22 protein-coding genes are annotated in these 24,131 nt (G+C 69.0%); 7 read left to right on the forward strand and 15 right to left on the reverse strand.

Annotation, left to right across the window (positions count from 1 at the left end):
- Positions 1-13: 13 nt before the first annotated feature.
- Positions 14-616: a VOC family protein gene (locus AJAP_RS21700; protein WP_084098275.1), complete on the reverse strand. Its 603-nt coding sequence runs from the start codon at positions 614-616 to the stop codon at positions 14-16.
- Positions 617-812: 196 nt separating this feature from the next.
- On the opposite strand from AJAP_RS21700, the gene AJAP_RS21705 reads away from it, so the two are divergent.
- Positions 813-1,493: a S1 family peptidase gene (locus tag AJAP_RS21705; RefSeq protein WP_228694542.1), complete on the forward strand. Its 681-nt coding sequence runs from the start codon at positions 813-815 to the stop codon at positions 1,491-1,493.
- On the opposite strand, the gene AJAP_RS42535 is transcribed toward AJAP_RS21705, so the two are convergent.
- Positions 1,452-2,024, reverse strand: a complete 573-nt coding sequence (locus tag AJAP_RS42535) for a hypothetical protein (protein ID WP_051972546.1) — start codon at positions 2,022-2,024, stop codon at positions 1,452-1,454. The genes AJAP_RS21705 and AJAP_RS42535 overlap by 42 nt on opposite strands.
- Positions 2,025-2,238: 214 nt before the next feature.
- Complete coding sequence (locus AJAP_RS21715; RefSeq protein WP_038523577.1) at positions 2,239-3,228, reverse strand: VOC family protein; 990 nt, start codon at positions 3,226-3,228, stop codon at positions 2,239-2,241.
- 66 nt (positions 3,229-3,294) lie between these two features.
- Between AJAP_RS21715 and AJAP_RS21720 the strand changes: the two genes are divergently transcribed.
- On the forward strand, positions 3,295-3,900 hold the full coding sequence (locus AJAP_RS21720; RefSeq protein ID WP_051972547.1) for a TetR/AcrR family transcriptional regulator: 606 nt from the start codon (positions 3,295-3,297) through the stop codon (positions 3,898-3,900).
- A gap of 63 nt (positions 3,901-3,963) precedes the next feature.
- On the opposite strand, the gene AJAP_RS21725 is transcribed toward AJAP_RS21720, so the two are convergent.
- A complete protein-coding gene (locus tag AJAP_RS21725) occupies positions 3,964-4,683 on the reverse strand; it encodes a S1 family peptidase (protein WP_038514711.1) in 720 nt (239 codons plus the stop codon).
- Positions 4,684-4,963: 280 nt separating this feature from the next.
- Between AJAP_RS21725 and AJAP_RS21730 the strand changes: the two genes are divergently transcribed.
- Positions 4,964-5,659, forward strand: coding sequence for a nitroreductase family protein (locus AJAP_RS21730; RefSeq protein WP_038514713.1), 696 nt, complete (start codon positions 4,964-4,966; stop codon positions 5,657-5,659).
- A 173-nt stretch (positions 5,660-5,832) separates the two neighbouring features.
- Complete coding sequence (locus AJAP_RS21735; protein WP_038523583.1) at positions 5,833-7,221, forward strand: Gfo/Idh/MocA family protein; 1,389 nt, start codon at positions 5,833-5,835, stop codon at positions 7,219-7,221.
- Here the strand turns inward: AJAP_RS21735 and AJAP_RS21740 are convergent.
- From AJAP_RS21740 to AJAP_RS21750, 3 genes are read right to left on the reverse strand one after another with little or no spacing between them, the layout of a single operon-like run.
- Positions 7,218-7,808: a TetR/AcrR family transcriptional regulator gene (locus AJAP_RS21740; RefSeq protein ID WP_202965541.1), complete on the reverse strand. Its 591-nt coding sequence runs from the start codon at positions 7,806-7,808 to the stop codon at positions 7,218-7,220. The genes AJAP_RS21735 and AJAP_RS21740 overlap by 4 nt on opposite strands.
- Positions 7,795-8,649, reverse strand: coding sequence for a cell division protein ZapE (gene zapE, locus AJAP_RS21745; RefSeq protein ID WP_038514718.1), 855 nt, complete (start codon positions 8,647-8,649; stop codon positions 7,795-7,797). Before zapE ends, AJAP_RS21740 begins: the two co-directional genes overlap by 14 nt.
- A 57-nt stretch (positions 8,650-8,706) precedes the next feature.
- Positions 8,707-9,501: an adenylate/guanylate cyclase domain-containing protein gene (locus AJAP_RS21750; RefSeq protein WP_038514721.1), complete on the reverse strand. Its 795-nt coding sequence runs from the start codon at positions 9,499-9,501 to the stop codon at positions 8,707-8,709.
- Between the two features lie 227 nt (positions 9,502-9,728).
- On the opposite strand from AJAP_RS21750, the gene AJAP_RS21755 reads away from it, so the two are divergent.
- Together AJAP_RS21755 and AJAP_RS21760 are read left to right on the forward strand one after the other, a co-directional pair.
- Positions 9,729-10,325 (forward strand): DUF6801 domain-containing protein, encoded by a 597-nt coding sequence (locus AJAP_RS21755; RefSeq protein ID WP_038514724.1) that lies wholly within the window; start codon positions 9,729-9,731, stop codon positions 10,323-10,325.
- 82 nt (positions 10,326-10,407) lie between these two features.
- Positions 10,408-11,223, forward strand: a complete 816-nt coding sequence (locus AJAP_RS21760) for an MBL fold metallo-hydrolase (protein ID WP_228694544.1) — start codon at positions 10,408-10,410, stop codon at positions 11,221-11,223.
- Here AJAP_RS21760 and AJAP_RS21765 read toward each other — a convergent pair.
- The 6 genes from AJAP_RS21765 to AJAP_RS21790 are packed head-to-tail and all read right to left on the reverse strand — an operon-like array spanning position 11,216 to position 19,370.
- Positions 11,216-12,529, reverse strand: coding sequence for an MFS transporter (locus tag AJAP_RS21765; RefSeq protein WP_038514727.1), 1,314 nt, complete (start codon positions 12,527-12,529; stop codon positions 11,216-11,218). The two genes, AJAP_RS21760 and AJAP_RS21765, sit on opposite strands and share 8 nt — an antisense overlap.
- A gap of 21 nt (positions 12,530-12,550) precedes the next feature.
- Complete coding sequence (locus tag AJAP_RS21770) at positions 12,551-13,396, reverse strand: DUF3592 domain-containing protein (RefSeq protein ID WP_038523588.1); 846 nt, start codon at positions 13,394-13,396, stop codon at positions 12,551-12,553.
- A 9-nt stretch (positions 13,397-13,405) separates the two neighbouring features.
- Positions 13,406-13,933 carry a hypothetical protein gene (locus tag AJAP_RS21775; RefSeq protein ID WP_038514728.1) on the reverse strand — a complete coding sequence of 176 codons (528 nt, stop codon included), beginning with the start codon at positions 13,931-13,933 and terminating at the stop codon, positions 13,406-13,408.
- 58 nt (positions 13,934-13,991) lie between these two features.
- The gene (locus AJAP_RS21780) at positions 13,992-17,030 is read right to left on the reverse strand and encodes a tetratricopeptide repeat protein (protein WP_228694546.1); all 3,039 of its coding nucleotides are present in this window, start codon (positions 17,028-17,030) and stop codon (positions 13,992-13,994) included.
- The gene (locus AJAP_RS21785; RefSeq protein WP_038514734.1) at positions 17,017-18,060 is read right to left on the reverse strand and encodes a hypothetical protein; all 1,044 of its coding nucleotides are present in this window, start codon (positions 18,058-18,060) and stop codon (positions 17,017-17,019) included. The genes AJAP_RS21780 and AJAP_RS21785 overlap by 14 nt, the downstream gene beginning before the upstream one ends.
- Entirely contained in the window at positions 18,057-19,370 is a 1,314-nt protein-coding gene (locus tag AJAP_RS21790) for a hypothetical protein (RefSeq protein WP_038514736.1), read from the reverse strand. Before AJAP_RS21790 ends, AJAP_RS21785 begins: the two co-directional genes overlap by 4 nt.
- Positions 19,371-19,487: 117 nt before the next feature.
- On the opposite strand from AJAP_RS21790, the gene AJAP_RS43065 reads away from it, so the two are divergent.
- Positions 19,488-20,183: a class I SAM-dependent methyltransferase gene (locus AJAP_RS43065; RefSeq protein ID WP_158073270.1), complete on the forward strand. Its 696-nt coding sequence runs from the start codon at positions 19,488-19,490 to the stop codon at positions 20,181-20,183.
- A 211-nt stretch (positions 20,184-20,394) separates the two neighbouring features.
- Here the strand turns inward: AJAP_RS43065 and AJAP_RS21805 are convergent, their stop codons facing one another.
- Both AJAP_RS21805 and AJAP_RS21810 read right to left on the reverse strand, forming a co-directional pair.
- Entirely contained in the window at positions 20,395-21,618 is a 1,224-nt protein-coding gene (locus AJAP_RS21805; protein ID WP_038514739.1) for an HNH endonuclease signature motif containing protein, read from the reverse strand.
- A gap of 275 nt (positions 21,619-21,893) precedes the next feature.
- Positions 21,894-23,954 carry an ATP-binding protein gene (locus AJAP_RS21810; protein WP_051972548.1) on the reverse strand — a complete coding sequence of 687 codons (2,061 nt, stop codon included), beginning with the start codon at positions 23,952-23,954 and terminating at the stop codon, positions 21,894-21,896.
- Positions 23,955-24,131 lie beyond the last annotated feature (177 nt).

Consider the following 24,131-nt stretch of genomic DNA (forward strand, 5'->3'; position numbering starts at 1 on the left):
GGAAGCAGCCGCGTCAGCACACCACAATCTCCCCTCGGGCGGTGGCGATCCCCACGGCCGCAAGGCGTGGCTCACCGCCGACCAGGCGCAGCGGCACATCGACCTCGCCCACCCACCGGCGCGCATCGGACTCATCGCCGCCGACTTCGAGGTACGTCACTCGGCCGGGCGCGCAGTCATGCGCCGCCTCCGTATAAGCGCGTTGCCATCCCGCTACGCGCCCGGCGCGCGCGACGTCGTATTCGATGAAGAACGGCCGACTCTGTTCCACCTCGCCAAGCAAACGCCACCGCCCGGTGTCTCCACCGCCGCTCACCGGCTCGACATCCCAACCTGCTGCACGGGCATCGAGATCGTCCGGCTCGACCGCCCAGGTGAACAGGCGGTCTTCTGCCGCGGTGACGGCCGCCAAACGCGCCGCGGCCTTACTCGCATCGGCATCCGTCACGGTGACGAGTTCCAGATACACCGGCGGTGCGAGAGGAACAATCGCGTTGGCGACCCCCGAAACCGGCGATCCGCCAGGCACAGTTCCCAAACCCCACTCGCGACGCAACCGGTCCGCCGCCTCCTCGAGATCGCGCACTCCCAGAAGAACATGATCAAGAAAGTTCATTCTGCGAACAGTAGCCAGTCGGGACGGGACGCCACCAAGCGCGCAATGGGCTACGTCACGCAGGCCGGCCGAAATCCGGCATTCCCGTTCGAGACACGGCGGCTCCTGATCACTCGTCAGGCTGACTCCGTTTGTGTCGCGGACCGTGTGGCACTGGACTGGTCACACATATCCAGCCTCCAAAGGACGGAAGGACATGATCATGTTCGGCTGCTCACGCCGCAGGCTGGCCGGGGTACTGATTTCCACGGCCGCGGCTGTCCTGTCGGCCTGCCCGGTCGTCTCCGCGGCGCCGTCCGCGGTCGGTGTGGCGCAGCAGCCGGCGGTGAACGGCGGCGATGCGATGTACACGGTCTCGCCGGGACCCGGCCGTGAACCGTACTATTGCTCAGCGGGGTTCGCGATCCTCGTCAAGGATGTCCGGTACATCCTCACGGCCGGGCACTGCACCGAACACGGGCTGGACTGGCAAGGTATCGGCCCCAGCGTGGACACCCATTTCCCGGTGACCGATTACGGCCGTGTCCGGGACCTTTCCGGCTCAGGGCACAGCCGGGTCGACCTCTACGACGGCAGCACCCAGCGGATCCTGCGCGCGGGCACTCCACAGGTGGGACAACGGGTGTGCAAAAGCGGCATGACCACGAAGAAGACGTGCGGGAAGGTCCTCGGTCTCAACCAGACCGTGAACTTCGGCGGTGGCAAACAGGTTGTCGGGACGATCGCCACCGACATCCCCATCGGGATCGGCGACAGCGGCGGCCCGCTGTTCTACGCCGGCGTCGGCTACGGAGTGCTGTCCGGCGGGAACAGCCAAGTCAGCTTCTTCCAGCCACTACGCTCCGTGCTCACCGCCTACGGCGCCACCCTCGCCTGAGGCACGATCACCGAGCGGCAAGAACCTCGACCGACATCCGTGCGGAACTAGCGCCAGCGCATCATGTAGGTGGGTCCGCTGTCGTCGTGGCGCGCATCGCGTTCGTCGAAACGCCATTGCGCGAACATCGTTCGTGCACTGGCGGGCGACGTGGTACCCCGCGTCCCACGCTTTCACGTAGAGACGCCAGGCTTCCTGTTCGAGCGCGAGAGTCTCGTCGTCGATCGGCCAGACGGAGAACTCATCACCGTCCCCGAACAAGGTATTCAGCCTGACGAAGTAGTGGGGAACTCCGCAGATGTCGGCGACACCGGCTTGCGGGCCGTCGTAGCGCTCGTTTTCCACGTGGACGTGTTCGAAGCCGATGGAGATCAGCTGCTCCCGCGTGGTGTAGCCGCGGTCTTCCAGCGGAACGATCGGGACGGGGTACTCGGTGTACCGGCCGGCGACACGGAAACCGAGCCTGCGGTACACCGGCTCGTCCTCGGCGGACGCTCGGATCGCCACGGTCGTATCCAGCGGCGCGAGCACTGTCCACAGTGGCCAAAGTCATCACGCCGCCGAATCCCCGGCGCCGAAAGGCGGGCAGAGTGGAGATGTCGTAGATACCGGCGACCTCGGCTGTCGGCGATCACCAGGTCGTCGGTTTCCGTAACGGTCATCCCGCCGGTACAGCGATGCAGGTGGCAGGCATGTTCGGCGAAGTTCGCCTCGATGCGCTCCGTAAGCCCGGCATACATGGGGCTCACCGTACGGTCGTGGCCGACCCCTGACCAGCGGATTCTTCCGCTTGCCGGAAGGCGATCGCGGTGCCGAGCGCGGCGGTGGCCGGCACGAAGACATCTCCGGACGGCGTCCGCACCAGTGGAACCTTGTTATTACGCAACAGGTTCTCCGCGGCGGCCAGATCGTGGACGGCAACGGTGCACGAGACGAGGGCGGGCAGGGCGGGAGCCCGCTCGCCGGGAAACAGCGCGGCGAGACCGGACGCGGGCACGAGGGTCAGCGTCGCCCCATCGAGGTCGAAGACTCGGGAGGGCCCTTCCTTTCGGGGCGCCCGCCCCAGGTAACGCTCGTAGCGCGCCTGGACGGCATCCAGTTCGGCGTCGGCGGTACAGAGAACGGCATCGACGAGGCCGACCGCGCCGTTGGGGTGGTCGACCAGCCGAGTGGCCTGAACCCGTGGGTCCAGGTCCGCGACGACGCCGATCCTGCCTTCCGCCTCCAAGCCCGGCCGCGCGCCGTCGATCTCCAGATAGCGGACGGTCTCGACCTCGCCACCGGCCGGACGCCGCACCGTGTTCACTCCGCCATGCCCTACGCCCGCGCCGGTCAACCGGGTGGCGGTGACGTCGATGTCGGACGAAGAGAACATCAGGATGTGCAAGCCCTCGAAGCGTTCCAGGCATTCCGCCAGGTTGGCGCGAGTGGTGTCGATCCGCTCCACCAGCGTCGGCAACACGTCGGGCGGGGCCTGCAGCGGGACGAGCCGGGCATCGGACGGTACTTGGCCGTCGGCGGTGACGACCGTGGCCAGTTCGAGGAAGTCGCCCAGGAAGTCGGCGTGCGTGTTGGCGGCACCGAACGGCTCGGGCTCGCCCCCTTCCCGCGGTGGCATCGCGGGGTAACCGGGCGCGGGCGTGACGAAACCCAGACGCCGATAGAGATCGAGCGCCGCGGACATGTCGCGGACGACGTGACCGGCGTGGTGCAGGCGGGTGATCTCGGTGGCCATGGCGGCCACTGTAGAAGTAGCTCGACCAAGTGGTCAACCTATCTTGCCCGGGCGTACTGTCACGTGATGAGCGCGGATCACATCGACGGCCGACGCGTCCGCTATCAGCATCGGCGGCCCGAACTACTCGAGGCCGTGACCGACCACGTCCTGTCGCACGGGCTGACCGGCCTGGCGATGCGGCCGTTGGCCGTGGCGGTCGGAGTCAGCCACGGGACGCTGCTGCATCACTTCGGCTCGAAGGAGAACCTCGTCACCGAGGTCATCGACCTCTTGCGCCAACGGCTGTCGGACGCGACGGGCCTGGCCGGCTCGCCCGCCCGTCTGACGAGCCTGCTCTCCTGGTGGCGAGACTCGACGACAGCGGAACGTCTGCCCGTCTACCGGTTGCTGTTCGAGGTCTTCGCTCAGGCGGCACGGGATCCCGACCGCTACGAGCGCTTCCGGCAGCAGGTCGTGCTGGACTCGTTGACGCTGATGGAAGGTCTGGTCATCGCGGACGGGTGTCCACGTGAGCAAGCGCCTCTGGTGGCGACGATGATCGTGGCCCAGGCACGCGGCCTGCAGCTCGACCTGCTCGCCACCGGTGACCGGGAACGCGTGGACCGCACCTTCACGTTGTTCGTGGATCTGATCGACCATCTCCTGCGAAGCCGGCCCGGCGAGCGCTGATGCCGTGATGCGAACAGGGCCCTCCCCGGCAACCGCCGGAAAGGGCCCCGCCACAACCGAAACTCAGACCCCGGCCACCTGCTGAATCCAGGGCCGGTACCGCGTGATGTTCGTGTAAGCGGTCGTCGTCTGCCGGTCGCTCGTCGACGCGACGCCGACCTGGCGGCCGGAGGCGAACATCGGGCCACCCGAGTCCCCGCCGGCGGTGATGCCGTCGCCGCGGCGCGCGCACACCGCGATGCCGCCGTTGTAGTCACGGCAGGAGACCGACGTGACCGAGACGTTGGCGACCTTCAGGTAGCGCGACTGGCAGTTGATCTCCGAGCCGCACTGGCTCGTCGCGCCCCAGCCGTAGACCTGGACGGTCTGGCCGACGGAGACGTTGGCGGTGGTGCCCAGCGGCGAGTAGGTGGCGTTGACCGATGTCGTCAGCTTCACGATCGCGAGGTCCGCGCTCGCGTGCCGCGTGACGGTGGAGCCAGTGGCCATGGTGCCGCCGCTCTGCTGGTCGAGACTGCCGATCCGGAAGGTGAACGTGCCACCGCTGGCAACGCAGTGCTTCGCGGTCAGGATGTACTGCGGCGCGATGATCGTCGAGGTACACGTTTGCCGGCCGTTGGCGAAGAGCCTGGCCGCCCACGGGCCGCTCGACGCGTTCTGGCCGCCGATGATCATCGGCTGGACGTCGGAGGACGGTTCCGCGGCGGACGCCACGGGGGCGGTGACGCCGAGCAGTGCCGCGAAGGCGGTGCCGGCGATCAGTGCGAAGGAGCGCAGTCGCATGGTTCCGACTCATTTCTGCGGCCGGGATTCGGCCGCGCGATGGGGACGGGTGTGCTGATTCTGGGACGCGGCAAGAGAAATCGGACACCGCCGAAAGTCGTGCAGTAGGTACTTATCTCTTCGCCCCCACCACCGCTAAGTGCCCCTCTAGGTACCGGAACCACCCGCCGGTTACGACACCCGGCGTCCGTCCACTTGAGACAGATGGCGGCATAACTCCAGGGACATAACCCGGTGCCGGGTCTTCCCGAAATCCCTTCCCGCCGACAGAATCGCCACCATGACCGCAGCACAGTGGACCCCGACCTACGGCGACCCCTTCGAGCCGGTGCCCTATCGCCCGGCGCGCATGTCCGAGGAGGAATCGCTGGCCACCGCCGCCGATCTGCGCCGCCGCATGGACGACCGCCGCACCGTGCGGATGTTCTCGGCCGACCCGGTGCCCGAGCAGGTGGTCGTCGACGCCATCGCGGTGGCTTCGACCGCGCCCAGCGGCGCGCATCAGCAGCCGTGGACGTTCGTGCTCATCAAGGACGACGCGACCAAACAGCGGATTCGTGAAGCCGCCGAAGAGGAAGAGCGCGTTTCGTACGAGGGCAGGCTCGGCGAGGAGTGGCTGTCCGCCTTGCGCCCGCTGGGCACCGACGCCGTGAAGACCCATCTCACCGACGCCCCGTACCTCATCGTGGTCTTCCAGCAGCGTTACTTCCTCGACGAGGACGGCACCAAGCACAAGCACTACTACGTCGACGAGTCGGTGGGCATCGCGGTCGGCATGCTGCTCACGGCGCTGCACCTCTCCGGGCTGGCCGCGTTGACGCATACTCCGTCGCCCATGCGGTTCCTCGGCGAGCTGCTCGAGCGGCCGCAGAACGAGAAGGCGTTCGCCGTCATCCCGGTGGGCTACCCGGCGGACGACTGCGTCGTACCGAACCTCGTGCGCAAGTCCATCGATCAGGTCATGATCCGGCGCTGAGCCCGACGCGTGACCCGGGTGCGCGCGCACCCGGGTTGCGCGAACCGGCCGCGAACACACAGTCAAACTGCGCATTAGTGCAGTTTACTGCTCACTTTGGCGCATCTCTTGACATATCCGGCGGCGATTGGACAAAGTCTGGGCACCGAAGGCGACACGAAGGAGTGTTCTTCATGGCCGACCTGCCCTCTGTCTCCCGGCGGACACTGTTCGGTGGCGCGCTCGCCGCCGGGGCGCTCGCCGCGATGCCGGCGAGCGCCACCGCCGCGGAAGAAGCCGCGAGCTCGCCCCGCCGTCCTGGCCAGCGCAGCATGATCGGCGTCCCGTTCGAACGGCACCGGACCGTCCGGATCGGGATGATCGGTCTCGGCAACCGTGGGATGTCCATGATCGGCGGCTGGAGTGCCGTCCCGGGCGCCGCGGTCACGGCCGTCTGCGACATCCGCGCCGAGCGCGCGAAGGCCGCCGCGGACAAGCTCGCCGCCGACGGGCGTCCGCGTCCGGCGGAGTACGGCGGATCCGCCGACGCCTACCAGAAGATGCTCGCGCGGGACGACATCGACCTCGTCTACATCGCCACGCCATGGGAGTTCCACTACCCGCAGGGCAAGGCCGCGCTGCTGTCCGGCAAGCACGTCGGCGTCGAGCTGCCCATCGCCACCGAGCTCGACGAGCTGTGGGACCTCGTCAACACCAGCGAACAAACCCGCAAACACCTGTTCCTCGCCGAGAACTGCAGTTACGGCCGCAACGAGCTGGCGATCCTCAAGATGGCGCACGAGGGCGTCTTCGGCGAGGTCACCAACGGGCACGGCGGTTACCTGCACGACCTCCGCGAGCTGCTGTTCTCCGACACGTACTACACCGACGCGTGGCGCCGGAAGTGGCACACGCGCAGCACCGCGAGTTTCTACCCGATGCACGGTCTCGCGCCGATCGCCGCCTGCATGGACGTCAACCGGGGCGACCGGTTCGCCACGTTGCGCGCCACGGCGACCGAGCCGAAGGGCCTCGCCGATTACCGGAAACGCCATATGCCGCCGGGTCACCCGTCGTGGAAGGAGACCTACATCAACGGCGACCTGGTGACCTGCCTGATCGAGACCGAGCAGGGCCGGATCATCCGCGCCGAGCACGACGTCAGCTCGCCGCGTCCGTACAGCCGCATCAACAGCCTCGCCGGCAGCCGCGGCATCGTGGAGGACTACCCCGCCCGGATCTACGTCGAGCCCGACCACAGCGGTCACGCGTGGAAGGACTTCGGGCCGTACCGCGACCGCCACGACCACTGGCTGTGGAAGAAGCTCAAGGACGATCCGAACCTCGGCGGGCACGGCGGCATGGACTACGTGCTGCAGTGGCGGATCGTGCAGCAGATGCGCGCCGGGCTGGTGCCGGACATCGACGTCTACGACTCGGCTGCCTGGTGCTCCCCCGTTCCGTTGAGCGTGGTCTCCCTCGCGCGCGGCGGGAAACCGGTGGCGGTACCGGACTTCACGCGTGGCGGCTGGACGAAAGCCAGGCCTGGGCTGGACTCGCAGCCTTCGGAGATGCCCGGCTAAGGCATTCCCCGCAGGTAGGCCTCCAGCGGCCGGGCGAACTGGTCGACGCTGGCCGGGGTGCCCGCCTCGACGCCGTCGAGGGAACGCGCACCGGCGAACCGGTCGAACAGCAGGCCTTCGATCAGGCTGACGAGGTCCGCGCTCGCCGTGCCGGGATCGGACGCGCCGAGGGCTTCGCACAACCGCGCCGCGTGCTCACGGGAGAACAGGGCCCGCGCGAGAAGTTCGTGGAGCTCGGGGAAGCCGGCGAGTTCGATCGTCAGCGCGTAGCGGGCGGTGACGTGATGGCGGCGGCTCACCAAAAGGTCGTCGAGCCACGCCGCCATCGCCCGCGCCGCGGCGGTGTGGCCTGCGACGGCGGCATGCGCCAGGCCGGTCAGCTGGAAGCGGTGGGCGGACGTGTCCGCGATACGCCGGACCACCGCTTCCAGCAACGCCTGGCGTGTGCGGAAGTAGTACGACGTCGAGCCGCGAGGCAGGTCCAGCCGGACATCGACCGCGCTGTGCGTCAGGCCGCGGATTCCTTGTGAGGCAAGGATTTCCGTCGCGGCTTCGGCGATCATGGTCCGCCGGTCAGTTGACTCCACAGTGGACCTTCCCGTCGGACAGCGCGGTGAGCCTGCTCCGGATCCGGTCCAGATCCGGGACTTCCGGAGGGTCACGGAAGAGTTCGTCCAGCGACGTCCGCGCGTAGACGGCCAGTTCGACGCCCTGATCGACGAGGATGTCGATCAGGACCCGGAACCGCATCGTGGCGTCGGCCCCCGCCGTCCTCAACGACGGGACGTCGGTGATGGTCCACCGGCGGTGGCGCGCCGCCAGCTCCAGGTAGTCCCTGGTCGACATCTCCGTCGTCGCGCAAAGCTCGTCGAAACCGAACGTGACACCGGACGTCGACTCGGGCGGCTCGCCGACGACGAATCGGCCCGGCCTGGTCCCCGGCAGGCGGTAGTCGTTCTCGCCGTCGAGGCGAACGACGTCGAGGTGTGCTCGAAGCGCCGTCACGACGGCCTCGATCTTGTCGTGGAAGAGCGGATCCGGCAGCAACCCTTCCGGTGGGTAGTTCGACGTCGCGACCAGCGTGATCTTCCGGGCGAACACCGCGTCCAGCAAACGCCGCAGGAGCATCGCGTCGCCGATGTCGTGCAGATGGAACTCGTCGACGCACAACAGCGAGAGCCGGTCCAGCACCGCGGCGACGGCCCGGTCGATCCCGCCGAGGTCGTGCGCGGTGGACTGCAGATGCGCGAGCAGATGATGCAGATGCCATCGGCCCTTGCGACCGGGCGCGGCCGCGTGGAAGGCGTCGAGCAGCATCGTCTTGCCCCGCCCGACGGAACCCCACAGGTAGACACCACGCCGCCTGCGCGGCACCTCGTCCAGCAGCGCCGCGACGGCGATCTGCCCGGAGTCCAGCTCTATGCCCATAGAGGAAGCCTCTAGAGAAATAGAGGATCAGGCAAGCGAAGGTGATCGAGGGGACATTCAGCCGTCGGCCGTGTACCGGGGAACGACGCGGAAGACGCGCAGGTCCCTCGGAGTCCCCTTGGCCCGGAAGTTCCGGCGCGGGCGCACGGTGAAGGTGTCCTGGTCGAGTTCTTCGACGACGCTCGCGCTGGCCAGGACCTCGTCGCCGTCGGCGGCGGCCATGATCCGGGCGGCGATGTTCACGTCGACGCCGAGGTAGTCGTCGCCGACCCGCTGCGGATTCCCGCGGTGCAGCCCCGCGCGCAGATGGGGCAGATAGCCCTCGGCCTTGATCACGCTCACGGCGGAGCATGTCTCGTAGGCGGCGTTCACCGCCTCCCCCGGATCGGCGAACACGGCCATCACCCCGTCGCCGAGCCCCTTGACGACGCTGCCGCGGTGGCCGACGACGATCGACTCGGTCACCTTGGAGACCTCCCGCAGCAGCTCCAGAACGCGGTCGTCGCCGGCCTCCAGCGCCCAGGTCGAAAAGCCGACGAGGTCGGTGAACAGCACGGTGATGCCGTCCGCGGACAGTGGCGGGGCGCCGGAGCGGCGGACGGCCTGCCAGGCCTGGACCGCGGCCAGCCCCAGCTCGCGGGTGGCGCTGGGCCGGTCGGCGCCCGCCTCCGTGAGCAGGCGGGCGAGCCGGTCGGACGATCGTCCCGTCGACGGCGCCGGCGGCTCGGCGTTCCCGGGGACGAGCCCGCGCAGGAACCGCGCGCCGCGCACCAGCTCACCGCGCTGGTCCGTCGCGCGCAGGAACCTGCGGGTCCGGAGGTGCCACGGCTCAGGTCGTTCGGTCACGATCAAGACGATAGTCGCTCGCCGCACGGACGGAGCACCTGTCACCGGGGTGACAAGAATACGGACGGCATTTCCCCTTTCCGCCTTCGCGTGACAATTCACGAACTCGCCATTCTCCATACGCGTGACAAGATCGAAGCGTAAAGAAAACGCGAGAGATCTTTTCCTTTCCTCGTTGGTGACTTTCCACCTACATTCGGTTTCGAGCCCATTCAACGACGAAAGGACCTGACATGACGGAAACCCTCGTACGGAAGGGTGTCCGGCGATTCCGCGCGGCCGGGATCGCGGCCGTGGTCGCCGGAACCGTAATGCTCACCGCGGCGGGAAACGCGGCCGCCGTCGAAAAGAATCTCACGTACAAGGGCGGCTTCCCCATCATCGGCGACCAGAAGGTGGCGGTGGTGGTGAAGGCGGAAATCCCGGCGACGGCCAAGGCGGGTGAGCCGATTTCGGTGCCGTTCACCCTCGACGTCGATTCCGGTCAGGCCGCAGGCGACGGGCTCCGGCTGGTCGGTGCGAAGAAGCTCTCCGGCACCATCAGCTCGAAGGTGAACATCGCGCTCGGCGAGCAGAAGGTGTCGATCCCCATCGAGCTGCCGATCCCGGACACCGAGGTGCCCGCCGAAGGTTCGCTGAAGTTCACCGCGACGGGCAAGGTCGACTTCACGATCCCGGCCGGGACCCCCGCCGGTGAGGCGACCAGCAGCGTGGACGCCGCGGCGACCTCGCATATCGTCACCGACAGCTCGCTCGGCGAGTTCGACGTCAACCTCACCCTCGACCCGCCCGACCAGGACGCCGTCCTCGGCAAGACGACCGTCAGCTGATCACCCGTCTTCCCCCGGCTCGCCGAGCCGGGGGAAGACGCGTCTTGACCTCCAGCGCACTGGAGGTCACAGACTCTCGATCATGTGGATTTGCGACAGGTGCGGTATCGAACACCCGGCCACCCCGGAGCCGCCCCGGTGCGTGCTCGACCGCGGCGAGGTCGGCATGGAGGAGGCCGGTGACCTCGGCGCGCACACCGGACGCTGGTGGACGCACGAAGAACTGATGTCGGTGCCGCACAAGACCCTGCACCGGGATCACGGCCGCGGGCTGCACAGCGTCAAGAGGGACCCGCAGTTCGCGATCGGGCACTGGTCGTTCGTCGCGACGACCCCGGCGGGCACCCTGCTCTGGGATCCGCCGTCCTGGTTGGACACCGAGGTGCTCGACGTCGTACGCGGTCTCGGCGACGTCGCCGTGATCGCCACCAGCCATCCGCACATGTTCGGCGCCCAGCTCGGCTGGAGCCGCGCGCTGGGCGGGGTCCCGGTGCTGGTCAACGAACGCAACCGTGAATGGCTGCCCGCACCCGATCCGGCGTTCGAGTTCTGGGACGAGCACGTGGAACCCTTGCCCGGCCTCGAACTCATCCGGCTCGGCGGGCATATGCGCGGCAGCGCCGTCGCCAGGACGCCGGACGGCAGCATCCTGGCGGGCGACACGATCTCGGGTGGGCTCGCGCCGGGCTGGGTGTCGTTCCAGCGCAACTTCCCCAAGCACATCCCGCTGTCGGGGGCCGTGGTCCGCCGCGTCGTCGACCGGCTCGACGACCTCACCTACGACCGGCTCTACACCCTGGGCGGGGACACGATCGATCGTGACGCCCGCGCTGTCGTGCGCCGAAGCGCCGAAACCCATATCCGGTGGGTTAACGGCGACTTCGACCACCTCACTTGACCGGGTTCTTCTCCTTGTTGCGGAAGGTCAACGCGATGACCCCCGCCATCGCCATGAAGAAGGCGACGGCCCACATCCCCGCGCGGAAGCTCCCAGTCAGGCCCTGCAACCAGCCGGTGAGGTAGGGGCCGACGAAGCCCGACAGGTTACCGAAGGAGTTGATCAGGCCGATCCCGGCGGCGGCGCCGACTCCGGTCAGGAAGGCGTTGGGCAGCTGCCAGAACACCGGGATCGCGGTGAACACGCCGACCGCGCAGATGGTCACCGCGATCATCACCCACAGCGGCGAGCCGAGATACAGCGCGGCGGCGATCGCGACCGCGCCGACGAACGCGGCGATGGCGACGTGCCCGGCCCGTTCGCCGGTGCGGTCGGAATGGCGTGCCCACAACACCATGGCGACGGCGGCCACGGCGTACGGGATCGCCGTGATGAGCCCGATCTCCACGATGCTGTAGTTGGTCTGGAACTGCTGCTGGAAGCCCTTGATCACCTGCGGGAGGAAGAACGCGAGCACGTAAAGGCCGAAGATGATGCCGAAGTAGACGGCGCTCAGCGCGAGCACACGCGGATCGGTCAGCGCCGACCGGGTGCTCACCTCCTTGCCGACCTCACGGGTGTCCTCCGCGTCGATGGCCGACTGCAACGCCGTGCGCTCCCCCGGGGTCAGCCACTTCGCGTCCTTCGGCTTGCTCGGCAGCAGGAAGAACACCGCCACCCCGAGCAGGATCGACGGCACCCCTTCGGCGAAGAACATGAACCGCCAGCCGGCGTCGAAGCCCAGGACGCCATCGCCGTGCTTGATGAGCAGGGAGGAAACCGGGCTGCCGATGACCGAGGAAAGGGGCACCGCGAGGAAGAACAGCGCGACGATCTTGGCCCGCTGCTTACGCGGGAACCAATAGGTCAGGTACAGGATGATGCCGGGGAAGAACCCGGCCTCGGCGATGCCGAGCAGCACCCGCACGATGTAGAAGCTGACCTCGCCCTGGATGAACGCGGTGGCCGAGGCGACGATGCCCCAGGTGACCATGATCCGCGCGATCCAGATCCGGGCGCCCACCTTGTGCAGGATGACGTTGCTGGGCACCTCGAAGAAGAAGTACCCGACGAAGAACAGGCCCGCGCCGAGCCCGTAGGCGGCCGAGCTGATGCCGAGGTCGGCGTTCATGGTGAGCGCCGCGAACCCGACGTTGACCCGGTCGAGATAGTTGAGCAGATAGAGCAGCCCGAGGAGCGGGACCAGCCGGATCATCGCCTTGCGGACCGCCTGCGCGGTGGACACCTCTGCCGTCTGTTCGTCCATCCGCGGGAGTGTAGAGGGCGATCAGAACAACGGGGGCAGGAAGGCACCGAGGTTTCCGCCAGCCGCCCGATCCGCCGGATCCGGATCGATCCGGACCGAGTCCGGATCGCGCGGGTCGTAGGTGACCTTCACCGTCGAACCGCGGGCCGGTGCCTGCAACGGCGGGGTGATCATCGTGGCGACGACGGTCCGCTCCCCCTCGTCCGCAGGGAACCGGACCTGCACGGTGAACCGGGGATTCCCCATCACCCAGACGTTGGTGAATTCGACGCCGAGCACGGTGCCCATCACCTGGCGGCCGGTCTGCGCCAGCGCCTGCGCGCGGTCGTCCGCTTCGGCCTTGGTGACGAACGCCCGGCCCAGCACCATGATCATCACCAGTGCGGTCACCCCGGCCACCGCCGGGACGAGATACGGCTCGTAGTAGACGACCCAGTCCACATCGGTCCAGGGTTCGGACGGCAGCCGCTTCCCCACCGCCTCCGGCGGCGTCCAGGACGGAATCGCGGCGCCGGAGCCCAGCGCGATGCCGAGGGAGGCGGCCAGGCTGCTCGCCCGGAAGCCGACGCCCATCCCGCGCAGCGACATCCCGCCACCCCACAGCATCGCGAACCCGAGCGACGAAGCCACCGTGATCGAGATGCTGAAGAGCAGGACGAGGGAGACCGCCGGGCCCGCGTCGGCCCCCCACGCGTCGACGCGGTTCAGCGACATCAACCGGAAACCGTCCAGCAGCCCGAGGGCGCCCGACCAGCCCACGACCGCCCAGGCGAGCGTCGTGGGCACGCCCAGCAGCCACAGACGCAGACCGGGGCGGCGGGCCCGCCGGGAGTCTTCCGGCAGGCCGAACTCGAAAGTCCCGAACATCTCCACCGCCTAACCGATCGGGCCGAACACGGCGACCTTCGCCGGGTCGGCGGGGTCGACGCGGGCTTCGTGCCGGGTACCGGGCGCGTACTGCTGGATCGTCGCCAGCGGCGTGATCAGCTGCGTCACCGTCCGGTAGGTGGTGCCGTCGGCGCGGGTGACCTCGAGCGTCGCGGTGTACTGCGCCTGCCCGGCGATCTTCCGGCCGGTCGGCTCCAGCCCGCGGACCACCAGCGTGGCGGGCTCGCAGGTGTCGTAGAGCCGCCGCAGTTCGGTGCCGTAGGCCTGCAGTTCCTGCTGCTGGCGCAACTGCTCGTCCATCGGCAACGCCATGAACGCCGCCATGTCCGGGTCGGCGTTGAGGCTCCGGAACGCCTGCGCGGCCAGCTGCGGAGTCGGCAGCTGCGGCGTGATGTCGTGGCCCTGCGCGGCGGCGGCCTGCCGGAACTGCTCCGCGTGGCGCTGGAAATCCTGCTCTCCCCGCGCCATGCCCTGCTGCGTCGCGTCGTTGATCTTGTCGCGGATCTTCTTGAACATCGGGTGCCGCCTTTCGCCGTGTCGTTCGTGCTGGACACAGCTTCGGCGGCCCCTCCCGCTACCGAACCCAGGTTTTCCCGTCGTCGGTCGCGTCGAGGCAGGTCAGCGGCGCCCAGAAGACCGGAGAGGTCGCGGGCTCGGGCCGCTCACGCCAGCGGGCGAGCCGGGATCGCTGCCACGCACACAGCTCGGTGACCGGATCCTCACCCGCGAGCGCGGTGTCCACGGCGATGACCAGTTCGGACATCGGGTCCGCGCCGGGCACGGCGGCCGACGTCGGCAGCGCCCAGACGGTGGCGGCGACCAGACCGGCTCCGGCCGCGACGGCGGCGAGCAGTACGCCGAACGGTTCGGCGAGGCCGAAATCGCTCGCGCTGGCACAGCCGACGAGCGCCACCCGCGCGGGCATGTCCATTTCGGACAGTGCGAGGTCGGCGGCGGTGAACGGCCGGTGCGCGCCGATCGGGGCGGCCGTCCCCGGAAGATCGGCCGCGCAGGACAGGTGCAGCGCGGTCTGCGCGCCGTGCTCGTCGCGGACGCGGCTGACGTGCCCGACGAACACCAGCCGCGAACAGGGCCCCGCCACGAGTTCGGCGAGCAGGCGGCGGTCGGTGTCGGTGCGGCGCACCAGATCGAGCCCGCGTTCGACGGCGGGAAGGACCGGCCCGTCGGCGAGCCGCTCGTCGAGATGGCGGATCAACGGTGACGTCGCGTCCTGTTTGCCGAGCACGGAACCCAGCTCACCGAACGCGCTCTGGCCGGGGATGCGCGGGTCGAGCAGGTAGACCGGCGGGCCGCCGGCCGAGGACGGGCGGCGCGGGATCGCGGTCGGGGCGAGCAGCGAGACGTCGGCGACGTCGAGGACGCGCTCGTCTCCGTCGAAACAGAGCCCGATCTCGTCGATTTCCAGCACACGATCGGCCCGCCGGTCGGGCAGCGCCAGCAGTCCCCACGGGACAGCGGCGAGGCTCGGCGACGGCTGGATCCGCAGGAGTGGGCGGTTTCCCCCGGCGGCGGCACGACGCAGACGCTCGACCAGGTCGGCGGGCAGGAGGTTGAGCGCGAGCACGCGGGCCAGGCGTTGTTCCCCGGCGAAGCTCCCGAACGCGTCTTCGCCCAGTGATCGCCGGACCGCGTCGGCCACGCTCTCGCCTTCGTGCGGTGTCGGGGACGCGGCGTCCAAGACCTGACGGGCGGTCCCGACCAGGGCGAAGTCGATGGGGTGCGTGTGGACGGTGTCGAGGTCCTCAGTGGTCCGCCAGGTGAGGAAGGTGTGCCCGGCGTCGGCGAAGCGCAGGAGGAAAGTCTCGCGCCCGGGCTTCGCGGCGGGCCAGGTCTCGACGGTGTCGGTGACCGGACGAGGCAGCCGGTACCGCTCGGCGGCGACGGCGAGCCATCGGTCCAGTTCCATGGGCGACGACGGCGACCAGCGCAGCGCGGGCGGCGGGGCGAGCCGCAGCGGAAGCGACGAAGTCACGGAACCCAGTGCCGCCAACGGAAGTCCCTCCGCGACCGGGCCCACTTCGAGGGTGGGAAGCGCGCCGGTGAGGTCCAGCGTGCGCTCCTCCGTGCCCGTGTACGCGCCGACGGCGCAGGTGCGCTCGACGAGTTCCGCCGCGAGCCTCGGCTCCTTGAGCTGGGCCAGCAACGCGAGCGCCATCCCCATCGTCGGGGCGGCGATGTCCCGCGCCCACGCCGTGCGCGCCTCCGGCGAGACGAACTCGAACCGGTACTCCGCCGCCGCGAGCGTCAGCGGGAGCAGCAGATCCAGCACCGCGGGGAGGTCTTCTCCCCGGGCGAACCCGATCGACGCCGCCACGAAATCCGTGTGCAGGAGATCCGCCCAGTCCCCCGCCGTCCGCGCCGATTCCCTCGCGCGGTTCGCGTGGTCCTCCGCCGTCGTCCAGTCGCCTTCCGCGGCCGCGCAGCGGGCCAGTGCCGTGTCCACGAGACGAAGACCCGGACCGTCGCCGTTGGCCGTCCGGATCGTTCTCGCGTGTTCGAACTGCTCTTTGGCCTGCGCGACGTCGCCCGCGTGCAGCAGCAACGTGCCCAGCGCGTGGCTCGCCTCCGCGACGTCGCCGGTCAGGCCCGCCGCCGCGAGTTCGTCGCGGGCGGTGACGATCGCGGCGACCGCGCCGGGGAAATCACCCGCGAGGGCGCGGGCCTCCGCCAGCCCGATGCCCACCTTCGCGGCCATCGGGCTCCCCGCGTGCTGAGCGGTCAGCCTCAGCAGGTCCGCCCGCGCCTCGGCGTCCTCGCCACCCGCCTGGCGGATCCGGGCACGTTCGGCCCTGACCATGGCCTGCTGGTGCACGACCCGCTCGCGGACCTCGTCGTTCTCCGCGAGCGCGTCCAACGCCGCCAAGATCTCCTCGATCGCCGTCCGCGCGCCGGCGAAATCCCCGGCCGCGATCTGCACCCGCACGTCGAAGATGCGCAGTTCCAGCTCGTCGACACCATGGACGTCGAGCAGCTCGGGCGGATACTGGTCCGGCCCCGCCTCCTTGCGGAACGCCGCCCGGCGCCGCTGCCCGGCGATCAGCTCGCGCGCCTTGACGACGTCACCTTCCTCGGTGGCCAGGGAGATGAGCACGCGCTCGGCGACCTCGCGGGAGCCTTCGATCATCCGCGCCTCGGCGTACTGTCCGAAGTGGACGATGGCGACGGCGCTCACCTTGAAGACGTTGAGCACGGCTTCGGCGCATTGCCGCGCGTTGCGCAGATCGCCCGCCGAATAGCAGAGCGTGGCAAGGTCGCTGACCGCGGCGAGCTCCAGGTCCGTCCGGTCGAGCCGCTGCGCGATCTCCCGCATCCGGGCGTACTTCCGTTGCGCGTCCGCGACGTTCCGTGTGACGGCCAGTCGTTTGGCCTGGTCTTGGACCTTGGCCGCCTCCACCAGCAGCTTTCGGTACTGGCGCTCGGACAGCGAGCACGCGGGGAGTTCGCCGTACGGAGCCGGATCGAGACCGAAATGCCGTGCGACGCAACGACAGTTGTACCCGTGCGAACTCGCGGGACCCAGTTCGGGGGGAAGCGGGCGATCCGGCGGGTTCCGGGGCGGCGGCATGCCGACGAGCACGTCAGAACTCCTCATCGGCGGAAGCGGCCGCCGCCCGTTCGGCCAGTGTCCTGAGCTCGGGCGGGCGGGCCCGCACGAGCGCGACCACCTCCGCCCGGTCTTCCGTGGTGGTCCCGGCGACACTCTCGTCCGCCATCCCGACGACGACGGCGATCTGTCCACCGGGGACACGCGCCGCCAGCCGGGCCGCGGCGTCGTCCAAGTCGGCCGTACCGCTGAACCGCCCGGCGCCCAGCTCCAGCGGGACCTCCGCGAACGGCTCGCCCTCGTGGCTCGCGAACGCGCTGATGGCCGCGTCGGCGAACGCGCCCGCGACGACGACTTCGAGCCGGGTGGCGGCCGCGGCGGCGACGATCCGCCAGCCCACCGTGTCCTCGCCGGCGTCCAGGATTCCGGGCGGGACCCGCGCCCAGTCGACGCTCGCACGCCCGCTCGCCAGTACGCCTTCGCCGGGCGCGACTGGATCGAGGCCCGCGGCCAGTGCGTACGCTTTTTGGCTCGATGCCGGGGTTTCCACACGTGCCGCGGCTTCAGCGCGCACGACGTCGTCCTGATCGTCGAACCAGGCGGCGAGGCGCGCGCACAGTGCCCGTACGTCGTCGGCGACCGGCCACGCCGCTGCCGCGAGTGCGCCGTCGGCGATCGCCGCGTCGAACAGTTCCGCCGGAGAGGCTTCGAAACCGTCGAGAAGCCCTTCGGCCAGGTCCTCGACGTCGGCCGTCGCGACCGCCGTTTCGAGGTCCAGCAACGCCGGGTCCAGCGACGGGACTCCGAGCGACGGTCCTGCGGGCCACCAGCGCCGGAGCCACAACAGCAGCGCGAGCCTGCCCAATTCCGGCCGGGCGGGGAGGTCCGCGTGGCCCTGGCCGAGCGCGGCGAGGCTCGCTTCCGCGCCCACGAGCCGGGTCAGCCACGGTTCGGCGGCCCCGGCGTCACTGAGCTCGACGCGCATCGTTGTCGCCCTGCCCGCGAGCAGATCGGCGAGGGCGAAACGGATGAGGCCGCCGTCGGCCGCGACGACGGGCGTGTGCACCGGATGCGTCATGACACGGCCTCCAGATCCGGCAGGCGGGCCATGAGCGCGCGGCGCACCTTCGTCCGCAGGTCCAGTGACGTCGAGCGGACCACGCCGGTGACGAGGTCGCGGACGTCGGCGGCGTCGGCGGGCAGGTCGCCGCGGACGTCGAAGCCGTGCAGCCGGACCCACAGCCTGCTGAGGAAGTGCTTGGCGAACTCGCGAAGGTCGCGCAGGAGTGCGGCGTCGGGCCGTGGGGTGAGCGGTGTGGCTCCGGCCAGCGCGCGGCGGGCGTGCAGGACGTAACCCTCCCGAGCGACTTGCGCGTTGAGCCGCCGCGCGAATTCAGGGACCCCGGCGGGGGCCGCGCCGTCGAGCGGCCGCAGCGCGGGGGCGAGGACGACACCGAGCGCGAAGCAAGCGGCCAGCGCGGGCAGGCCGAGCCCGAATCCGGCGGCGACCCGGGTGAGTTCGTCGTCGACGAGGTCCTCGACGGGAGGCCGTTCGTCGGGAGGAAGACGGCGCAGGGTGGCGCGCACGCGGCGTTCGACACTGCGTTCGAGGAGTTCGGCGCCGGTTTCGTCGCGCCGGTTCAGGGGCGGGACGGCGGTGCGATCTCCGCGCTGCAGACCGAGATCCGGCGCGGGCAGCCCGGAGATCTCTCGGACGATCTCGCTGAGCTCGCGTGCCCCGCCCGCCTTTCTCAGCCCGAGCCCGAGAGCGTGCCCGGCGGCCGAATCGGCGAGGGTTCGCCAAGCAGCGTCGGAAAGGTCGTCGACGAACGTCTGAAGCGCGGCGATGTCTTGCGGCACAACAGTTTCGGCGGCCCAGCGGCGCTGCAACTCCGCGGTCAGCCGCGCCTCGTGCCGCGGATCCGCGAGATACGCGGTGAGCTGATCTACTCCCGCGGAGCCGCCCTCGCCATGGAGATCCCGCAAGGCCGCCGCGGCCGTCGCCGCCGCGTCGGGCCCCGGCGAGCCGAAGCCCGTCGCCAGTTCATACGCCAGCGGGAAACAGACGTCCTGCACGTTGCCCGCCGTGATCCGCAGGGCGCGGCGCTGACGTTTGAGGTGGGTGAACCACGCGGCCGTCGCGCGCAGCCTGTCCGTGTCGGCGAGCAAGAGTTCCGTCAGTTCCGCCGCCGTGACCGCGTCCAGCACCGGACGGCCGAGCCGGGGACGCGCCGCCGTGCGGATCACCAGCGGGTCGATGATCTTCTTGATCGTGCGGGTCAGTGGGCCGCCGTCGGCGGACGAGAGGACCTCGACGCCGTCGATCCGTTGCCACGCCTGCGCGAGAACGGCCGACCTCAGCCGGGATTCGCCCGATGCCGTCGTCACTCGCCCTCCCCCGCTCCGGCCGCCACTCTATCCGAGGCCGGGCCTCACCCTGATGCCCGAAAGACCCCACCGAGCAGACGACGCGAACCGACTCGCTCGTCCCTAGTCTGTCAGGTCGTGAGTGACGCCGTTCCCGTCGATTACGAGAGTGATCCCGGACGCTTCGCGGCCAATGTGCTCTCGACCGCGTGGTTCTCCTCGTGCGGTGACGTCCATCCGGAGATCGCCGCCGGCTTCGCGACCGAAGGATGTTCGCTGGTTCTGGACGTCGGAGGCGGCACCGGAGCACTTTCCCGGCTGCTGGTACGCCGGAACGTGCCGACGGTGGTGGCCGACCTCGCGTCGCACGTGTCCCATGCGCCCGGATACTCCGTCCAGGCCGATGTGACCGGCCTTCCCTTCCGCGAAGCGACCTTCGACGGCGCGGCCGCGTTGTGGATGCTTCACCATGTGCCCGACCCGGTGGAAGCGCTCACCGAGGTAAGGCGGGTCCTCTCCCCGGGTGGGCTGCTGGCCGTCTCGGCGTCGAGCCGGTGGAACGATCCCGAGCTGGCCTGGGCGCTGCCTCGCTGGGGCCGGGCGTCGAGCTTCGACGCGGAAACCGCCGAACCTCTGCTGGGCAAGGTGTTCGAGGTCGAGTCGATCCGAGCCTGGGACGCCCGGTTGGTGACACTTCCCGATCGCGCCGCGGTCGCACTGTTCCTCCGCGGCCGGGGTCTGCCCGAGTCGTCCGCGTGGCGGCTGGCCACCAAGACGGCGGTGCCTTTGTCGCTGACGAAACGGGGGCTGGTGGCGTGGGCACGGAAACGCTAGCTCGCCGGATGGGATTCGTGTCTTGAGTTCTTCTGGCCCCGGGGTGGCTGAAGGGGACTTTCACCGCATCTGATGCGGGCAAAGCGCCCCTCACCGCGCTTGACGACTTGCCTCTACTCGGGCACAAGCCGTCCGTTGCCGCTTTTCGGCGACGGGCCGGAAAGCTGAAGTCCAGCACACACCTCGCCCTTTGCCGCTTTTCGGCGACGGCTCAGAACGGTGGCGGTACGTCGCTTCCCGGGCGGGGTCCATGGAGCGGCGGTGGTGTGCTGTCGTAGCGCTGCCCGGTAGGCGTGGTGATCGTGAGCGTGCCGTCAGTGGCGAGGTGGTAGGTCCAGCCGGGTTCGTCTTTCAACCGATGGTCGCGGCGGCAGAGGTCGATGAGTTCGGTGTCGGAGGTGTGGCCGCCGTGCTGCCAAGGCACCGAATGGTCGATGTCGCAGGCTTGGGCGGGTCGGTGACAGCCGGGTCTTCGGCATTCACGGTCCCGAACCCGCACGAACTCGGCTAAACCAGCGGTCGGCCGATAGCGGTCGCGGCCGAGGTCAAGCACCTGCCCGGAGAGCGGGTCGGTGATGATCCGCCGCAACACACTGTTCCCACCCTCGGCGATTTCCCTGGCCAACGCGGCAGGGATCGTGCCATGCCCGGCCAGTTCCGCCGGATCGTCGTTCAGTCCGAGATAGGTGAACAAATCCATGTACAGGAACACTTCACTGCGTTCACTCGCCCCGCCTTGACCGCCGAGCAAAAGATCGAGCGCGACATCGGCGCGGAGCTGGTCGAGAGTGCGGGGTTCCTCCTTGGTCTTGAGCGCCCGCGCTTCACGATCGATCCGCTGATAAGCGGCAGCGACCTTCTCCACCGGCCCATCCTCGACCTCGATCGACGCCACCCCGGTCTCGCCCTGCCGCAACGTGAGACGACGGCCGTCGCGATGCCGCTCAGCCCGTTTACCCGCGCCCTCGGGGTCGATGGTGTTCGCCGCGTGATTGGCCGCCTTCCGCACCTGGTCCGGATTCTTGTCCCCGATCCGATCCTCCAACAAGGCGTCCACCGCAAGAGCGTCCTCATCGGACAGCCAGGCGGTGGCCGTGGCAACCTTCATCGCGCTGAATCCGGCGAGTTTTCCTTCATCCATCAGATTCAGCGTGCGGGGCAGGCGGGTGGTCAGCGCGTCCGCGGCGGCGACCATGGCGCCCGCATGATTGTCCACAAGGGACAAGTCAAGCGCCACCTCCTGCGCCACACTCCGCACGCCCTCACGATGACGGTTCAGCTGCGCCAACGCCCGAAACCGCACCGCCTCCAAACGCGCGATCCCCGCTGACGCGGCTTGCGCCAACGCCACGGAATCCTTGTCGTTCAACACATTTGCGGCATCGTTCACCGCGGCCAGCACCTCGGGATCGGTGAGGCTTTCCAAGAGCGCCACAGGCGCGGAATGAGTGTCCACCCCACGAACCTACGACCCACCACCGACAATTCCCGGGCCCACGAACGACAGAGGCATTGCCGATTTTCGGCAACGCACACCACAGCAGTATCACCAGCAAGTAATGTGAAAAGAATTCCAGAAATGGAGCAAGACGCGTAGCACCGTCGCCGTTTTCCGACAACGAGCCGCCTCAGTGCGAGAACTGTCCGCCATGGCAACAAAAACCGGCGGCCCATCACATCTCCCGCCAATAGGCCTCCGCAGTCAAAACCCTAGCTCGCTTGAACCTCACGAAGCCGCGCGTACACCTCCGCAGCCCTCGGCGCACCGAGTTCGTTGAAGATGTTCAACGCGTCACCCCAGCAGGTCTTCGCCCACTCGGTTTCGCCTTTTCTCGCCCAGAGCTGGCCCAAGTGGTCCAGCGCCGCCGCTTCACCATAGCGATCTCCCATGTCGCGACGTAGTTCCAAGGCCCGCTTCAGCTGCCCTGCGGATTCGCCGCTCCGGTCGATCTTCTGGAAGACGAGGGCCAGTCCCACCAGCGTCTCCGCTTCGCCGTAGCGGTAGCCGATCCGATGCCGGATGTCCAAGGCCTGCCGGAGGTTCTCGTAAGCCTGGTCGAATCGGCCCAGCCCATGGTTCGTGAGGCCGAGGAAATGCAGTGTCTGCGCCGCTCCCCATTCGTCACCGAGAAGCCGGAAGACCTCCAGCGCGTCTGTGTGGTGTCCGAGGGCTTCGGCGAACCGGCCCTGCTCGTGGTACGCGATCCCGAGACTGATCAGCGCCTGGCCCTGCCCCCAGGAATCATCGATCCGCCGCCGGATGGCGAGCGCCGACTCCAAATACGCCAACGCCTCTTCGAACCGGCACAGGTCCCGGTGCGCGATGCCCAGTCCGGCCAGCAGGGAAGCCTCGCTGAACTGGTCGGAGCATCGTCGCGCGGCCTCCACGCCCGCTTTGTAGGTGGCGATCCAGTCGGCCCACGGTTTCCGCAAGGTGAAGAACGCCCACAGCGCGAGCGGGCGCCTGCACGCGATCGAGGACCAGTCCGCGGCCAGCGCGGCGTGCACCGACGCGACCAGATTGGCCTGCTCGGCCTCGCACCAGGCGAGCGCTTCCCCGTAGGTGCCGAATTCGAGCTTGCCGGAGACGTCCGGGGAGACTTCGAGGGCGACGCGTCTTCGCATGGGCGTGAGCACCCGGTCCGCTGAATCGGCGCAGGCGAGATACCACTCGATCAAGCGCCGGGGCGATTCCTCGCGTTCTTCGGCGGACTCCTCCGCATCGACACGTTCCTTCGCGTAGACGCGCAGCAGGTCGTGGAAACGAAATCTGTCGCGGTCGACTTCGCTCAGCAGGCACCCCGCGGTGAGCTTGTCGAGCCTGCGCCGGACATCGGCCGTGGGCGGGCCGACGAGCACGGACGCGGTGGCCACGCTGACGGTCGGTCCGGGATGCAGGCCGAGCATCCGGAAGACGCGGGCCGTGGCGGGATCCAAGGCTTGGTACGACCACGAGAACACCGGCCGCAGGGCGGACATTTCGTCGTCACCCGTTTCGAACGCGTCGAGCCTTCGTGCCTCCGACCGGAGTTCTCCGAGAAGGTCCGCCAGCCTCAGATACGGATGCGCCGCCACCCGCTCGCCGGCGATCCTCACCGCCAGTGGCAGATGCCCGCACAGATCCGCGAGTTCCCTGATCGCGCCGGGTTCGCCGTCCGCACGGCGCGCTCCGATAGCCGTCCGGAGCAGGGTCTCCGATTCGGACGGCATCAGCATGTCCAAGGTGATCCGGCGGGCGCCGTTGGTCACGACGAGGCCCGACAGGCTACTGCGGCTCGTCACCAGCACGAAACAGCCGGGCGTGCTGGGCAGCAGCGGGCGTACCGCGTCCGGCGAGGTGACGTTGTCCAGGACGATGACGAACCGGCGATCGTTCAGCAACGAGCGGAAGAGCGCCGACTTCGCCTCCAGGCTTCGCGGGATCTTCTTCCCGGGAACCTCGAGCGCGCGCAGGAAACCGGCGAGAACTTCAGGTGACGTACTGGCCGGACCCGGCGCGTAGCCGTGAAGGTCGCAGTAGAGATCGCCGTCGGGAAAACGCTCGCGCTGCGCGGACGCCCATTGCACGGCCAAGGCGGTCTTCCCCACCCCCGGCGCGCCCGCGATGATCGCGATCGCGTTGGAGCGGCCGTCCCCTCGGTCCGCGATCGCGCTGACCTTCGCCAATTCCGTTTCCCGCCCGACGAACGTCGCGGTCACCGACGGGAGCTGATGCGGGGTCAGCGGAGAACCTTCACCGCGCCCGGGGGACTCGTCGTACCAACGATCCATACCGGGAAATCGCGCCGGGGCGGACCGTTGTCGCGAGTTCCCGCGGTTCCCACCTGAATGGCGCAGGTCGAGACGGGAAGGCAAAGACCCCGAACGCGACCGTTCGGACTAACTTTCGTCCGTTCTGTACATACTTTCGTTGACTTCGATCGAAAGTCCTCTTAGGTTCAGCGACGT

This window comes from Amycolatopsis japonica (assembly GCF_000732925.1).
In the GTDB taxonomy this organism is placed as follows: domain Bacteria; phylum Actinomycetota; class Actinomycetes; order Mycobacteriales; family Pseudonocardiaceae; genus Amycolatopsis; species Amycolatopsis japonica.

Coding starts and splice junctions, on each gene's coding strand:
- AJAP_RS21700 (WP_084098275.1), bottom strand. CDS start 616: ATGAACTTTCTTGATCATGTTCTTCTGGGAGTGCGCGATCTCGAGGAG.
- AJAP_RS21705 (WP_228694542.1), top strand. CDS start 813: ATGATCATGTTCGGCTGCTCACGCCGCAGGCTGGCCGGGGTACTGATT.
- AJAP_RS21715 (WP_038523577.1), bottom strand. CDS start 3,228: ATGGCCACCGAGATCACCCGCCTGCACCACGCCGGTCACGTCGTCCGC.
- AJAP_RS21720 (WP_051972547.1), top strand. CDS start 3,295: ATGAGCGCGGATCACATCGACGGCCGACGCGTCCGCTATCAGCATCGG.
- AJAP_RS21725 (WP_038514711.1), bottom strand. CDS start 4,683: ATGCGACTGCGCTCCTTCGCACTGATCGCCGGCACCGCCTTCGCGGCA.
- AJAP_RS21730 (WP_038514713.1), top strand. CDS start 4,964: ATGACCGCAGCACAGTGGACCCCGACCTACGGCGACCCCTTCGAGCCG.
- AJAP_RS21735 (WP_038523583.1), top strand. CDS start 5,833: ATGGCCGACCTGCCCTCTGTCTCCCGGCGGACACTGTTCGGTGGCGCG.
- zapE (WP_038514718.1), bottom strand. CDS start 8,649: ATGGGCATAGAGCTGGACTCCGGGCAGATCGCCGTCGCGGCGCTGCTG.
- AJAP_RS21755 (WP_038514724.1), top strand. CDS start 9,729: ATGACGGAAACCCTCGTACGGAAGGGTGTCCGGCGATTCCGCGCGGCC.
- AJAP_RS21760 (WP_228694544.1), top strand. CDS start 10,408: ATGTGGATTTGCGACAGGTGCGGTATCGAACACCCGGCCACCCCGGAG.
- AJAP_RS21765 (WP_038514727.1), bottom strand. CDS start 12,529: ATGGACGAACAGACGGCAGAGGTGTCCACCGCGCAGGCGGTCCGCAAG.
- AJAP_RS21770 (WP_038523588.1), bottom strand. CDS start 13,396: ATGTTCGGGACTTTCGAGTTCGGCCTGCCGGAAGACTCCCGGCGGGCC.
- AJAP_RS21775 (WP_038514728.1), bottom strand. CDS start 13,933: ATGTTCAAGAAGATCCGCGACAAGATCAACGACGCGACGCAGCAGGGC.
- AJAP_RS21780 (WP_228694546.1), bottom strand. CDS start 17,030: ATGAGGAGTTCTGACGTGCTCGTCGGCATGCCGCCGCCCCGGAACCCG.
- AJAP_RS21785 (WP_038514734.1), bottom strand. CDS start 18,060: ATGACGCATCCGGTGCACACGCCCGTCGTCGCGGCCGACGGCGGCCTC.
- AJAP_RS21810 (WP_051972548.1), bottom strand. CDS start 23,954: ATGGATCGTTGGTACGACGAGTCCCCCGGGCGCGGTGAAGGTTCTCCG.